Source organism: Sphingobium sp. LB126 (genome assembly GCF_002795205.1).
GTDB classification, from domain to species: Bacteria; Pseudomonadota; Alphaproteobacteria; order Sphingomonadales; family Sphingomonadaceae; genus Sphingobium; species Sphingobium chungbukense.
Genome location: NZ_NETV01000001.1, coordinates 1,579,859 through 1,593,881, shown reverse-complemented (window position 1 = coordinate 1,593,881; position 14,023 = coordinate 1,579,859). Strand labels below are relative to the sequence as shown.

Sequence of the window (14,023 nt, the reverse complement as noted above, 5' to 3'; positions counted from 1 at the left end):
CCAGAATCAGGCGACGTCGCGCGGCAGAGGCGGGGCCGAAGGCAGCACGGCCTGGCTTTCCACCGGCCGCGGCATCATCAACAGCGTGTCGGAACTTTCCGCCGCCAGCCGCCGCAATATCTCGGCCCAGCGCGAACTGGCCGAGGCCGCGACCATCTCATGGGTCAGCCGCACCAGCTCATCCGCATCTCCCGCGGCGATCAGCCGGGCGAGCTGGCCGAAGCCTTCCACCAGCAATTCCAGCGGGATCGGCGAGGGCATGGCCTCGAAGATGCCGGGAATGGCGCTTTCGATCTTGTCCTCCGACGTGTCGAACAGTTCCTCGAACAGCTTTTCGCCGGGACGAAGACCGATGAACTTGATCGGCACGTCGATCTCCGGTCGCAGCCCGGCCATGCGGATGACGCGGCGGGCGATCTCGACGATCTTCACGGGCTCGCCCATGTCGAGGACGAAGATGGTGCCGCGTTCCGAATCGGTCTCCAGCGCGCGGGCGCTGCTTTGCAGGATCAGCAACACCGCCTCCTGCACCGTCATGAAGAAGCGCTCCATATCCGGATGGGTGACGGTCAGCGGCTTGCCGTTCGCCAGTTGCTCCTGGAACAGCGGGATCAACGATCCGCTGGACCCCAGCACGTTGCCGAAGCGCACCGTCAGGAAGCGCGGACTGTCGGGATCGCAACTGCCGATCAGGTCGAGCGCCTGACAGTAAAGCTCGCCCAGCCGCTTGGTCGCGCCCATCAGGCCGACGGGATTGACCGCCTTGTCGGTCGACACCTGGATCATCGCGCGGGCTTCGAACTCGCAGACGGCGTCGGCCACGTTGCGGGTGCCCAGGACGTTCGTATGGACGCCCGCACAGGGATTGGCCTCCACCATCGGCACATGCTTCAAGGCAGCGGCGTGGAAGACGATCTCCGGCCGACGCCGCTCGAACACCTGCCAGAGCGCAGGACGCTGGCGGATCGAGCAGAGTTCGGCATGGAAGCGGACGTGGGGGAATTTCTCCCGCGCCTCCATCTCTATGGCGTAGAGATTATATTCGCTGTGATCGAGCAGCACGATCTCGACCGGCGCATAATAAGCGAGCTGACGCACCAGTTCGCCGCCGATCGTTCCCCCCGCCCCCGTCACCAGAATCCGCGCACCGGTGACGACGCGTTCGAGATAGCTATGCTGCACGGTGATTTCCGGCCGGCCGAGCAGTTCCGCCAACGGCATCTTCTCGATCGCCATGCGATCGCCATGCATCGCTCCGTTCAGGGGCTGGGCGCTGGTCCAGGGATTGCGGAAACGCGAGACGACCAGATTTTCCTGCTCGGCCAGGCTGGCGATGCGCAGGATCTGCTGCCGGTCGAGCCGTTCGCTGCTCTCCTGCACCACAAGGCTGACCGGGCGTTTCCCCGCCCGGTCGAGATCGGCGACGATCTGCGGCAGCATGTCGGGCGACCCCAATATCGGTAGGCCGCCGAGATTCAGCCGCCGGTCATGCCCGTCGAAGGAGATGACGCCGACAATCTCCAGGCCCGATGCATCTGTCGGCACCAGGTCCGCCATCACCCGCGCCCAGTCGAGTTCGCCCAGCAGCAGGATGCGCCGCCGTGCCTGCACGGTCCGGCGCATGCGCGCCGATCGGACATGCTTGAACAATTCCCGCCTGACCGACCGGGCCGCGAGCAACAGGGCGACGGTCAGCGGCACGTCGACGGTCAGGAAGATCGTCATCACCCCACGCATCATCTTTTGCGGCGCGATCAGGCCCGCCGTGATCATCCAGATCAGCCAGCCGCTGACGAGCAGGCTGATCGCCAGCGAGAGTGCATCGCCGATCGATACGAAGCGCCAACTTTGCCGATAGGTGCCGATGGCGAACAGCACGGCCATATTGCCCCCGACGAACAGCGCCATGAACCAGGGGTCATACAAGGTCTGCGGCATGGCAAGGTCGGACAGGATGAGCCGCGACAGCGCAAAGCTGCCCAGCATGATCAGCCCGTCCAGCATCAGCACGATGGCGAGCCGCATCGCCCAGAAACGTGTGGGGCTCTGCATCGCGAATGTCCGCCCCATGGCCTCCAGCCGCAGCAGCAGGGGCACGCGGGGCGCATCCGGCGCGATCGGCGTTCCGTCCTGACTGGCTGGCGCGATGTCCCGCATCCCGATATCTCCGATCCATGGTCCGGCGGAAAACGGGGGACCATCAGCCCCTCGCCAACCGCCGGTGGCCATAAAGCTATCGAAACAGGCGGTTTCCGGTAATCGGTCGACCGGTCACTATCCTTTATCCCACCAACGGCCCCGGCGGGCGGACCGGTCCCCCTTATGGCTATGTCCCTTTCTCATTGGTGCCTGGACCCGGGCACCTGGTGGCGCGGGCGCGCGTATTCCTGCCTCAAACGGGTAATCTACCGATGCACCGCCGGGTCGCGGCGCGCCCTGTGATACCTCCTTCCTTCGAGGGAGATTGAGGAACCCATGAACATCGTGATCCTGTCCAGCCTGTCCTGGTCGCTGATCAATTTCCGGGGCGCCCTGATCGCGCGGATGGTGGACGAAGGACATGATGTCGTCGCCTGCGCGCCCGACGAGGAGCCGGAGGTCGTGGCGAAACTCGCCGCCATGGGCGTGCGTTTCCGCCGGACTCCGATGGCACGGGCCGGCACCAATCCGCTGCACGATATCCGGACCCTTGCCCATTATGTCCGGCTGATGCGCGCCGAACGGCCCGATGTCGTGGTCGCCTATACGCAAAAGCCGATCATCTATGGCGGCATGGCCGCGCGGTTGGTCGGCGCACGCTATTTCGCGATCATGAGCGGCCTTGGCTATGTCTTCAGCGAGGAGGCGGCCGAGCGGCGATGGTTGCGGACCATCGTATCGCGGCTGTACCGGGCGGGCGTGGCCCGAGCCCGCTGCATCTTCGTCTTCAACAGCGACGATCATCGCGTGATGCTGGAAAGCGGCATCGTCTCGCCCGGCCAACGGGTGATGCAGGTCGCCGGTTCAGGCGTCGACGTTCGCCATTTCTCCCGGCGGCCCCTGCCCGACGGCCCCTTCACCTTCCTGATGATGGGACGACTGATGCGCGACAAGGGGGTGGGCGAATATGTGGAGGCGGCGCGGATCACGCGGCGGCGGCGCAAGGATGTCCGCTTCCTGCTGCTGACCCGGCCGGAAACCGAAAATCCGACCGGATATACCGCCGCCGACCTGCAAAGCTGGCGCGACGCCGGGCTGATCGAGTTCCTGCCCGAAACGCGCGATGTTCGGCCCTTCCTCGCCTCCGCCCATGTCTTCGTGCTGCCCTCCTTCTATCGCGAGGGATTGCCGCGCACGATCCTGGAGGCTCTGGCGACCGGGCGGCCGGTCATCACCACCGACATGCCGGGCTGCCGCGATCCGATCAACGAAGGCGTCAACGGCCTGCTGGTGCCGCCGCGCGACGCGGCGACGCTGGCGGCGGCCATGGAAAAGCTGATCGCCGATCCGGCGCTGGTCGCGGCCATGGCCGGTGCGGCACGGCAGACGGCAGCGGAGGTCTATGACGTCGACAAGGTGAACGCGGTTCTGCTGGAAGCCATGCAGCTGCACGGCCCCACGGTCGCCATCGTGACAGCCGCAACGCCCAGGCCTGCCTTGCTGGTGCCGGAGAGCCTATGAGCGCCTGGCTCCGACCGGCAGGACTGCTGGCTCTTGCTCTGTTCTCGCTGCTTTCGCCCCTGCTGCTGCTGCTCGGCGCGCTGGTGCTGCTCGACATGGGGCGGCCGGTGCTGTTCCGCCAGCGGCGCAGCGGCCAGAACGGGCAAGCTTTCGAGATGGTGAAGTTCCGGACCATGCGCGATGCGCGCGACGGGCGGGGCTTACCACTGCCCGATGCCGATCGGGTGACGGCACTGGGCCGGTTCCTGCGCAGATCGCGGCTGGATGAACTCCCCGAACTCATCAACATAGCGCGGGGCGACATGGATTTCGTCGGACCGCGCCCGCTGCTGACCGAAACCATCCGTGCGATGCGGCAGGATGGCCGGCTGCGCGGAGCGGTGCGGCCGGGCCTCACCGGAATGGCACAGGTCAGCGGCAATACGCTGCTGACCGTCGAGGAGAAGCTGCGCTTCGACCTCTGGTATGTGCGCAACCGCAGCGCATGGCTGGACGCGTGGATCATCCTGCGCACGCTGCTGGTCGTGGTTGCCGGCGAAAAGAGGATCAACTGGCATGTCGACGAAGCGCGCCCTCCTCATTGGGGCGGTTGAAACCACCCGCATCGCCTTCGACGCGATCACACGGCATTCCGGCTGGGACGTGGCGGCCGTCGTCACGCTCGATCCGGCGCTGGCGGAGCGCCATTCGGATTTCGTCGATCTGGGCCCAGTGGCACGGGACCGGGGCTGCCCGGTCATCCATGTCGACAATATCAACCGCGAAGAAACGCTGTCCGCCTTGCGCGATACCCGAGCCGACATGGCATTCGTCATGGGCTGGTCGCAAATCTGCGGGACCGCCTTTCGCGAGCTGTTTCCCGATCGGGTGATCGGCTACCATCCCGCCGCCCTGCCCCGGCTGAGGGGGCGCGCCGCCATTCCCTGGACCATCTTGCAACAGGAACCGATCACCGCCGGGACGTTGTTCTGGATCGATGCGGGGACGGATACCGGCGCGATCCTGGATCAGCACTTCTTCCATGTCGCGCCGATGGAAACGGCGGCTTCGCTTTACGCCAAGCATATGGAGGCGCTTGCCGCCATGCTCGACCGATCGCTGGACCGGCTGGCGGCGGGCGACATGCCGCGCAAGAACCAGGATGAAAGCTGCGCGACCTGGGCCGCGCGACGGACACCGGGGGATGGACGGATCGATTGGGCCCAGCGGGCGGAGGATGTGCTGCGCTTGATCCGGGCCACGGGCCGTCCCTATCCCGGCGCCTTCACCAAGGCCGGCGGCGCCGACCTTCGCATCTGGTCGGCCGTCCTGTCCGACATCGGGGCGCGCCACGCCGCGCGGCCGGGCCAGATCGTCCTGCGCACCGCCGACTGTTTCACGGTGCTGTGCGGGGAGAACACCGCCCTTACCGCGACGCGATGGAGCGGCCCCGACAAGCCGCCCCGGCTCCATATCCTTCTGGGGGAATAGCCCATGTCCCTGCTTTCCCATGCGCGCCGTATCGCGATCGTCGCCCCCCATGCGGACGACGAGATTTTGGGCTGCGGCGGCACCATGGCGCGGGCAGTGGCGGAGGGCGCGGAGGTCCATGTCATCGTCGTCACCCGGGGCCAGCCGCCACTGTTCGACGAAGAATTGGTGCAGCGTATCAGAAGTGAAACGCTGCGCGCGCATGAAATCATCGGTGTGAAAAGCACGATATTCCTGGATTTCCCGGCAGCCAATCTCGATCAACTCAGAAGGAGCGATCTGAACCATGCCCTCTCATCGGCATTGGCGCGGATCGACCCTGATCTGCTGCTGATCCCCTTCATCGGCGACATCCACCTCGATCATCAGATTGTCTTCAACGCAGCACTGGTTCATGCGCGCCCGCGCAGCAGCACGGGGCCGAGCTGCGTCGCGGCTTACGAAACGCTGTCGGAGACCAACTGGCTGGCACCAGGCGTCACGCCGGCCTTCATCCCCAATCTGTTCGTCGACATCAGTTCGACGCTGGAACGGAAGATCGCCGCCTTCTGCTCGTTCGAAACCCAGGTCAAGCCCGCCCCGGACGAACGATCCGTCGAAGCCATTCGCGCACTGGCGACGACGAGGGGGGCGACGGTCTACCGGCATGCTGCCGAAGCCTTTGTTCTCATACGCCAAATTAATTAACATGGATCATAAATCGCTGCGAATCATGCAAAAATGGATTCGCGAAACGAATCTCGATTTACACCGTTCGCGATACCACCAAAGTAGTAAGGCTTGCTGCTGCGCCTGCAATATACCCGCCAAATCGGCCAAAAAATTTTACAGCTTAACAATATGTTAACGGGATATTGCACTACCCCCAAATTTCTATTGTACATCGGGGGCCTAAGCGCGCACAAAGAGGTTACCGATAAGTGGTTGAAAGAAAAAGAAAGGGTCGCACTACAGGCATTTACTTACTGGTCTTCTACATCCCGTTTGGGGCCTGCTTACGGGGGTAGGAGAGATCATGAGGGGACCACCCAATGTCTTACCCAGTCAATGTGCGTCTGTTGTGCGGTAATGCGATAGTTCGGGAGGGTTTGAGCCGTATCCTGATGGAGCGGGACTTCCGTGTCACTCAATTTCCAAGCATAACAACGGCACTTCAACAGATTGAAGTGCCGGAAGAAGATACCGGACCATCGTTGTTGTTGATCGACGATGGAACCGAATCGATGGACGTCGAAACGCTGTCCGTTCTGCGCAAGCGTTTCCCCTGTTCCTATCTTGTCCTGCTGTCCGACAGGTTCGATTTCCAGATCATGCTCAAGGCTTTCCGGTTGGGGGCATTGGGCTATATCGTCAAGGAAATCTCCTGCGACCGGCTGGTGGCGACGCTGCGTCTGGTGGCCATGGGTGAGCGGGTGTTGCCGCCGCAACTGGCCGATGAGCTGCAATCGCGGCCCAGCCTGACCGATGCGCTGGAGGTCGAACGGCCGGTGGATGCCGCCTGCCTGTCCGACCGGGAGCTGGAAATCCTGCGCTGGCTGATCATGGGATGCCCGAACAAGGTCATTTCCAAGCGGATGGACATCAGCGAAGCGACGGTGAAGGTCCATGTAAAGGCGGTGCTGCGCAAGCTGCGCGTCAAGAACCGCACCCAGGCAGCGATCTGGGCCGCCAATCACGGGATGCGCGGACGCGTGACCGAGGTTGAACCCGAACTGCCCGTCAGCATTCCTCATCCGGCGCAATTGCCGGTTCTGGAACTGGCCGGGGTCGCAAACCGACTCTGATCTCCACGACCCCAATGGGGGGATCGTCATGAATGATACCATCAAGGGCGTGCTGACCGCACGCGCCTTGCCCATGCTGCGCGGTCGGTTCGGGGGATTCCTGGTCAAGGGAACCCGGGGCCGGCTGGTCGCGGTGGGGCATTTGCTGTCGGGCAATTTCCTCAACGCGCTGATCATGCTGGTGAGCGTCGCGATGGCGGCCCGTTCGCTGGGACCTGCGACCTACGGCGTCATGGTCCTGGTCCTCTCCTATAACCGCGTGGTCGAGCGCATCCTGCGCTTTGAATCCTGGCAGCCGCTGATCCGCTTCGCCGTGCAGGAGGAGGCGCAAGGTTCGCCTCGACGGATGCAGCGGCTCTATTGCTACGGCCTGATGCTCGACATGGGCGCGGCCGCGCTGGCCGCCTTCAGCGCGATCGGCCTGGCCCTGCTGTTCGGACCGCTGTTCGGGTTGAAACCGCTGCATGTGGAACTGGTGGCGATCTATTCGGTCGCGACCCTGTTCAACATCGCGGGCGTGCCGACCGCCGCCCTGCGCCTGTCCGGCCAGTTCAAGATGCTGGCCTATGCGCAGGTTGCCGGCAATGTGCTGCGCATCCTGCTCGCTTTCATCTGCATGATGATGCATGCGGGCGTCGTCGGCTTCATGGTGGCATGGACCGTATCGCAGGCGTTGGGATCGGTGCTGGTCTTCTGGGTCGGCTTCCGCGCCCTGCGGCAGATGGGCATCCCCAACCCCCTGCGCGCCCGGCTGAAGGGACTGGTAAGGGATTTCCCCGGTTTCTTCGGTTTCGCCTGTTCGACCAACCTGTCACTGACATTGCGCGTCATCACCACGGAAGCGGACTCGCTGTTCGTCGGCGCGGTGGCGGGCAGTTCGGCGGCGGCGGTCTATTATCTTGCCAAGCGGATCGCCAAGGTCGCGACCCAGGTCGGCGCACAGGTACAGGCGGTGGTCTATCCCGACGTCGCCCGCATGTGGGCGAACGGCAATATCCGCAACTTCCGCGGGGCGACCCTGCAAGTGCAGGCGGCACTGGCTGCGGTGGGCTTTGCCATGCTGGCGGGCGCCTGGCTCTTTGGACCTCTCCTGATCCGGCTGGGACCGGGTGAGGCCTATTCCCAAACCTATATATTGCTGCTGACCCAATTGATCGCCGTGATGCTGATGCTGCATGCCGCGCCATCGCGGTCGGCGATGCTGGCGATGAACCAGAGCTGGAAGGTGCTGGCGATATCCGGTTTCGGCACGGCTCTGTTCGTCGCGGTCGCGGCCTATGCCGTGCCGCGCTACGGGCCGATCGGCGGCAACATCGCCCATGTCATTCTGGGCGTTGTGACAGCGGTGCTGCTGGACGTGATCTGGCTGCGCCGGGCACGGGTGCGGCCGGTGGCGGCAACGGCAGGATGAATTAAACCGGCGCTTTCGCTGCGACAGGCTGGGCACCCATGCCGGTCCTAAACCTCGTCGTCACCGCCCTTGAGCAGATGAGCGACGATCTGGGTGCGGTTCGAAGCGCCGTTCACGGCCATGATCGCCCGCACATGAACCTTCACCGTACTCTCGCTGATGTTGAGCCGTTGGGCGATGTCCTTGTTGGAGGCCCCCTGGGCGAGGAGGCGGAGCACGTCACGTTGCCGCTTGGTCAGCAGCTTGAACTTGTCCACCGCCACCGCGATCCGTTCATTGACCCCGTTGGTTCCTGCCGCAGACGCCAGCCGCGCGTACACGCCCCTCGCAAGGGCCGCGGGATAGACCGCCAGCCCTTCCTTCAGCAGGGACAGCGTCTTCTGCATGGTAGCTATGTCGACGCTGGAGTGCAGCAATCCCTGCGCGCCCGCGGCGGCGGCCGCCTGCATCAGCGCTTCATTATGATGGTCGGCGACCACCAGGATCGCGGCCGCGGACCAGCGCCGCCTGGCTTCGCCAATCTGGATGGGAAGGGCTGCGGTCTCCGCATCGGAATCGCCCGTCTGGAACAGGATGACGTCGGGCATTTCCACCGCCCCTGCGGTTTCCAGTCCGAATTGCGGCAGCACCCGGGTCCCCGCCGTGCCCAGCGCCACAACGATGCAGGCGCGGCGCAGCGGGCTGCCGTCGATGATCAGGAGTTTGATTTTCGAGGCATCCTCTTCCACTATTACGCTTTCGAAACAAATAATCTGCGGCGAAGCCGGAGGCGAGGGCGGCAGCGCGCTCACGCGGCCTGACGCGCGAAGGCATGGCGCACCCGGCTCACCCAGCTCTGCCGGACCGGGAAGCTGTCGGAATAATAAGCCGCCGAACCCATGTAGAACTGCACGGCGTCGCCATAGCCGCGCCTTGCATGTTCCTCATAATCGACCTGGTTGAAGACGGCGCCAACCACCTGGTTGTTCACCATCTGGAGCGAGGCGCGCAGTTGTTCGACCGTGGTATGGCCCCAGCGCACGACCATCACCGTCGAGTCCGCCAGGGTGGAGAGCGTCCGGGCATCCCGCACGGCCAGGATGGCGGGCGCGTTGATGACGACGAGATCGAACCGGTCGCGCAGGTCATCGAGCAGACGGCCGACCTGCCATCCCTGCACGACGGCGGCGGGATTGCGGATCTGTTCGCGGGTGCTGAGCACCACCGGCATCAGCGCACGGGGCGCCGCACCCTCGGCCACGTCATGGTCCACATGGGGTTCGGCCTGGGGTATGAGCCGGCGGCTCTCGCCGGCATGGGTCAGCACTTCGATCAGGTCTGGAGTGTCCGATTCATGCTGGATCGACCGCAAGATGCTGGGACCGGGCCGGCGCAGGTCCAGATCGACCACGATGGCGCGGCGTCCCATGGAGGCGGCGGCGGCGGCCAGCGTCAGGGCAACGCTGGACTTGCCGTCGCCCGGCAAAGGCGAGGTCACCAGCACGCGCTGGCTGGCGCCGTCATGGGGAATATCCTCTATCTCGCTGGCCAGGTTGCGGGCCACTTCGGTGAACAGCGACTGCGGTTCCGTGATGACCGGATTTTCCTCGATCGTGGTGCCGATCGCCCCCTCCAGCCGGGGCAGCATCGCCAGCGTACGCAGGCCGAAGAGCCGACGGAGCTGGTCGCCGCTGCGCAGCCGGTTGTCGAACATCTCGATCCCCAGCACGATCAGAAAGGCCAGGACGGACGAGCCGACGAAAGCGGCCAGCGCCATCTTCTTGGGTGCGGGCGCCACCGGATAGAGCGGCACGGGGGCGGCCGACACCATGGTCGAGTTGACACCTGTGGTTTCCAGTTCCGACTGCACCGTCTGGGCCCGCTGCGCCGTGGTGAGATAGGCCTGGCGCGCGACCTCCGCCCGCCGGTCGAGGATCGACAGGTCGACGAGGTTCGCGTTGTTGCGGAAGGCCGCACCGGTGATCGCATTGAGTTTCGATTGAAGCTGCCCTGCGCGGGCCGAAGCCGCGCTGGCCTCCGCCACCGCCATCGCCCGTTCGCGCCCGGCGTCGGTATCGTTCTTCGTCTGCTGGGTGACGACGACGGCAGCCCGCTCCTTTTGCAGGGCATCGCCGACCTGCGCGATCTGCGCCGAAAGCGCCCGCATTTGCGGATGGGCAGCGCCCATCTGTACCGAGATTTCGGAACGCTGACGGACGAGGTCGTCATATTGCTTCTGGAGGTTGTCGAGCGCGGGAGAGGTCGCGCCCGCCACCGTCCGCATCGCGGCGGCGCGGCTGACGCCCGCCGCCTGCGCCTGCATCGCGCTGCTCATCGCGGCGGTGGAGGCGGCCTCCACCGCGATGCGGTTCATCTGCTGATAATCCTCCGCACTGCCCGCTCCCATCGGCATCAGATGCGCGCGGCGGAAATCGGCGACATTGCGTTCGGCCACCTCAACCTCGTGCGCGAGGCGCGCGGTTTCCTTGTCCAGCGCGGTGCTTAGACCATCGCGCCAGGTCTGGCGACGCTGCGAGCGCACCTTCTGGAGGCTGTCGACGAAGCGGTTGGCGATGCGCGCGGCCAGTTCCGCCTTTTGCGACTGGACGATGATGTCGATGAAATCCGAATCGGTCGAACTCACCACCCGCACATTCTTGGTCAGCTGGACGGCGCCCTGCTGCACCGTCATCGGCACGCCATGGGTGAAGGCGGGATTGCGCGTCAGATTGAGGTCGCGCACCACCTGTTCGGCCAGCGCCTGCGACCGATACATGCGCGCCTCATTGGCGACGCGCTGCTGGTTGCGGGTGGCGTCGGCCTGGTTGGAGCCGGTAGAGTCGTTCAGCTCCACCTGGACCGTGGCGGTCGCCTCATAGCGGTTGGGCAGTTGCAGCTGGACGAGCAGAACCACCACCACGCAGCTGATCACGATGGCCGCCACCAGCTTCATGTGACGACGCAGCAGGAACCAGATCTGTCGCGCGGACATTTGCTGCAATTCGAAGGACAGGTCGCCCGGCTTTTCCGCGCCGCCACCGGACGAAGCACCGTCGATCAGTGTCAGCTGTGCAGACGCCATGATAATCTCCCCTGTCGCATCGCGAAGGCACATGGGCACGGCCCATGCGAAGGGCGGTTCCCTCTATCATGCCGATATTGCGGCTTGTCGCGTGTCAGAGCAAAAGCGCATCGGGGCGGATGGATGCGCATAGGTGCTAACCCTTCGGATCAGGCCATGCCGCTTTTTTCGATAGCCCGCGCCTGAAGAGGCCGGTCGCTTTCCTAAGCATTTCTGGTGCATTGCTGACTATTCCGGATCGCCCATTTCGGGCCATTGCGCCGAGCTTGATCGAGGATAAGAACGCTCCGCGCAGGGGAAAACGGGATGATCGCGGAGCTGGCATTGCAGGATCTGGAGCCTGGCTCGCTGGCTCGCCTGTTCGGCGCAGGCCATGCGGCGGTGCTGGTGCGTTGTCCGGAGGTGATAGCCGAACTGTGGCACGGGCTGCTCGAACAGTCGGCCGAACAAATGCCCTGGGAAGCGTCGCTGGTCGATATAGCGCGCAACTATCATGGCAGCGGCGACATCACCGCGAGCCTGGGCGACCTGTTCTACTTTCAGCCCGGTCGGCACGGCTATATCGCCCGGAAAATGGCGCTGTCACGCGATGGAGGCACGGATCATGTCACCGCTCGCCCGGCCTATTTCGTGCAGGGAAACCGGCGTTACGCGACGCAACAGGCGGTGCTCGATCAGTGCTGGGCGGTCGGTTCCCGGCTGATGGCCGCGCTGGCGCCGCCGGGGACGCCGCCTTTGGATTTCCGGATCGTGGTGCAACGGCTGAAATATCAGGAAAGCATGGGCGATTTCGACCGGCTGGGGGCGCTGGCGCGCAATTCGCTGGGGCGCTGGGGACGGGCAGGCTGCGCGCTCGACGAACGACGCGGGGAGGCTGCGGGCATGCTGAGCGGGCGAGGCGCGTCCGACCTTTACGGAATAATCGCGTATGTGCCGGGCGTCGGACGCATTGTCGCGGCGATCAACCGCTGGCTGCTGCGTGGCGATCGCAGGCACGACCTTGCGCCGGGGCAGCGCCTGATCGAGGGCGCGCATGTCGACTATCGCTATTTTTCGGCCCTATGTGGTCAACGTCATCATATGCTGACCCAGATTTTCATGAACGGGCAATGGGTCGACCTGCCCATCGACCGGCGCACATTGGCGGTCTTTCCCGGCAGCATGGCAAGCCACGCCTATGGTGTGCCCCAAGTGCTGCATCGCGTGCTGCATGTGGAAAGGGCTGATGCTTCGGCACCCGGCAATCCGCGGACCGACAATGTCACGTTGCTGATCGGGTCCGCCTGACCGTCACAGTTCCGGCAGAGGCTGCGGTCCGACCGGCCTGGCATAGATCAGCCGGACGCTTCCCTGGGGGCGGGCCGCACGGCGGGGCGTATAGACGACCGCCAGCGCCACCATCACCGGCATCACCCACATGCGGGAATACATGTGCGGATAGGACAGGGTGTAGACGAGGAACACCAGCACCACGGCCACCGCCATCGCTCCCCTGTCGCGGCCGATGCGCAATCCGTTCGCCGCCAGCAGGCAAAGCAGGCCCAGAAGAAGGATGAGGCCGCAAAAGGCGATGGCGCCGCCCTCGTTCCAGATCAACAGGAAGAGATTGTGGACCGGATTGTCATAGGCGGACAGTTCGCGATATTGGTCGACGCCCATGCCGACGATCACATTGTCCTCGGCAAAGCCCCAGGCTTCCTGAATCAACTGGGACCGGTTGATGAAGGTGCCGGCCTGATCGATATCGCCGCTTTCCACCGCATTGCCGACGCGCTCCTGGAAAGCCTTGGGCAAGGGCGCGCCGCTGGCGAGGAAAAGGCCGGCCGCCACCATCGCGCCCAATCCCAACCGGAAGATGTAGCGCACGCCCATCAGCAGCAACGTCACGAAAATCGCCATCAGCGAGGCGGCGAAACCCGTGAAGGACGCGCTCAGCATCAAGCCCCAGAGCAACAGGATCAGGCAGGCGAAGCCGCCGACCGCCCCGATCAGCCGCTGGCGCATCGCATAGAGCAGCATCGGCATGGAAAAGGCGACGACCGCGCCATTGGGATTGGGCTGTCCGGCCATCGAACCCAGGCGGCCATTGCCGGTGATGAAGCCGTCGCCCAGCCAGTGCAGCGTGTCATGGAAAGTCAGGAAGAAGCTGGCGGCGATGCCGATGACTTCCGAACAGGTGATGCCCAGCATGAAGATGAGCGGCGCTGTCCGGATGATCCTTTCCTCCTGCTGCATCAGCAGGACAGGAATGAAGAGGAAGGCGACGGTATATTGCAGGGCGATATTCACCCAGCGCAGCGGATCGCCGTTGACCACCGATCCGATGAACAGGCCGCCCAGCATCATCACCAGCCCGGTGAGCCAGAAGGGCGTGAGCGAGCGGAAGGGCGTGGCGCTGAGGCGCCCGCGCAGGCCGGAAATGGTGAAACTGACCAGAAAGGCGAGGTCGGAGAAAGTGAGGTTGATCTGCCCGACGCGCAGCAGGCCCCAGCCGCTGAGAAAAATCGCCGTGAGCAGGCTGTAGCGTGCGATCCTGTCCCAGACCTGTTCATGGGCCGCAAAGATGTCCGGCCGCGCGGGGGCCGTCGGAGAGCCAAGGGTGCCAGGGCCGGTCAGAGTCGTCACGCACGGGAGGCT

Annotated in this window: 11 protein-coding genes; 7 read left to right on the top strand and 4 right to left on the bottom strand. The window is 64.5% G+C overall.

The window, feature by feature from the left end:
* Positions 1-6: 6 nt before the first annotated feature.
* Positions 7-2,157, bottom strand: a complete 2,151-nt coding sequence (locus CAF53_RS07755; RefSeq protein ID WP_100237749.1) for a nucleoside-diphosphate sugar epimerase/dehydratase — start codon at positions 2,155-2,157, stop codon at positions 7-9.
* 318 nt (positions 2,158-2,475) lie between these two features.
* On the opposite strand from CAF53_RS07755, the gene CAF53_RS07750 reads away from it, so the two are divergent.
* From CAF53_RS07750 to CAF53_RS07725, 6 genes are all read left to right on the top strand, one after another.
* Positions 2,476-3,660 carry a glycosyltransferase family 4 protein gene (locus tag CAF53_RS07750; RefSeq protein ID WP_100237748.1) on the top strand — a complete coding sequence of 395 codons (1,185 nt, stop codon included), beginning with the start codon at positions 2,476-2,478 and terminating at the stop codon, positions 3,658-3,660.
* Entirely contained in the window at positions 3,657-4,253 is a 597-nt protein-coding gene (locus tag CAF53_RS07745; protein WP_100237747.1) for a sugar transferase, read from the top strand. The genes CAF53_RS07750 and CAF53_RS07745 overlap by 4 nt, the downstream gene beginning before the upstream one ends.
* A complete protein-coding gene (locus CAF53_RS07740; protein WP_046762107.1) occupies positions 4,216-5,130 on the top strand; it encodes a formyltransferase family protein in 915 nt (304 codons plus the stop codon). Before CAF53_RS07745 ends, CAF53_RS07740 begins: the two co-directional genes overlap by 38 nt.
* Before the next feature lie 3 nt (positions 5,131-5,133).
* Positions 5,134-5,817, top strand: a complete 684-nt coding sequence (locus CAF53_RS07735) for a PIG-L deacetylase family protein (protein ID WP_100237746.1) — start codon at positions 5,134-5,136, stop codon at positions 5,815-5,817.
* 536 nt (positions 5,818-6,353) lie between these two features.
* The gene (locus tag CAF53_RS07730) at positions 6,354-6,914 is read left to right on the top strand and encodes a response regulator transcription factor (RefSeq protein WP_242443401.1); all 561 of its coding nucleotides are present in this window, start codon (positions 6,354-6,356) and stop codon (positions 6,912-6,914) included.
* Positions 6,915-6,942: 28 nt separating this feature from the next.
* Positions 6,943-8,325: a lipopolysaccharide biosynthesis protein gene (locus CAF53_RS07725; protein ID WP_046762104.1), complete on the top strand. Its 1,383-nt coding sequence runs from the start codon at positions 6,943-6,945 to the stop codon at positions 8,323-8,325.
* Positions 8,326-8,372: 47 nt separating this feature from the next.
* Here the strand turns inward: CAF53_RS07725 and CAF53_RS07720 are convergent, their stop codons facing one another.
* Entirely contained in the window at positions 8,373-9,053 is a 681-nt protein-coding gene (locus CAF53_RS07720) for a response regulator transcription factor (RefSeq protein ID WP_100237745.1), read from the bottom strand.
* A 59-nt stretch (positions 9,054-9,112) separates the two neighbouring features.
* Positions 9,113-11,386 (bottom strand): Wzz/FepE/Etk N-terminal domain-containing protein, encoded by a 2,274-nt coding sequence (locus CAF53_RS07715; protein WP_100238734.1) that lies wholly within the window; start codon positions 11,384-11,386, stop codon positions 9,113-9,115.
* Between the two features lie 306 nt (positions 11,387-11,692).
* Between CAF53_RS07715 and CAF53_RS07710 the strand changes: the two genes are divergently transcribed.
* Positions 11,693-12,673 (top strand): 2OG-Fe(II) oxygenase family protein, encoded by a 981-nt coding sequence (locus CAF53_RS07710; protein ID WP_100237744.1) that lies wholly within the window; start codon positions 11,693-11,695, stop codon positions 12,671-12,673.
* Between the two features lie 3 nt (positions 12,674-12,676).
* Here the strand turns inward: CAF53_RS07710 and CAF53_RS07705 are convergent, their stop codons facing one another.
* Positions 12,677-14,011, bottom strand: coding sequence for an O-antigen ligase family protein (locus tag CAF53_RS07705; RefSeq protein ID WP_242443400.1), 1,335 nt, complete (start codon positions 14,009-14,011; stop codon positions 12,677-12,679).
* Between the last annotated feature and the right edge of the window lie 12 nt (positions 14,012-14,023).

Excerpts from the sequence above, each read along its gene's own strand:
- CAF53_RS07755 (WP_100237749.1), bottom strand. The coding sequence starts at position 2,157 with ATGCGGGACATCGCGCCAGCCAGTCAGGACGGAACGCCGATCGCGCCG.
- CAF53_RS07750 (WP_100237748.1), top strand. The coding sequence starts at position 2,476 with ATGAACATCGTGATCCTGTCCAGCCTGTCCTGGTCGCTGATCAATTTC.
- CAF53_RS07745 (WP_100237747.1), top strand. The coding sequence starts at position 3,657 with ATGAGCGCCTGGCTCCGACCGGCAGGACTGCTGGCTCTTGCTCTGTTC.
- CAF53_RS07740 (WP_046762107.1), top strand. The coding sequence starts at position 4,216 with ATGTCGACGAAGCGCGCCCTCCTCATTGGGGCGGTTGAAACCACCCGC.
- CAF53_RS07735 (WP_100237746.1), top strand. The coding sequence starts at position 5,134 with ATGTCCCTGCTTTCCCATGCGCGCCGTATCGCGATCGTCGCCCCCCAT.
- CAF53_RS07730 (WP_242443401.1), top strand. The coding sequence starts at position 6,354 with ATGGACGTCGAAACGCTGTCCGTTCTGCGCAAGCGTTTCCCCTGTTCC.
- CAF53_RS07725 (WP_046762104.1), top strand. The coding sequence starts at position 6,943 with ATGAATGATACCATCAAGGGCGTGCTGACCGCACGCGCCTTGCCCATG.
- CAF53_RS07715 (WP_100238734.1), bottom strand. The coding sequence starts at position 11,386 with ATGGCGTCTGCACAGCTGACACTGATCGACGGTGCTTCGTCCGGTGGC.
- CAF53_RS07710 (WP_100237744.1), top strand. The coding sequence starts at position 11,693 with ATGATCGCGGAGCTGGCATTGCAGGATCTGGAGCCTGGCTCGCTGGCT.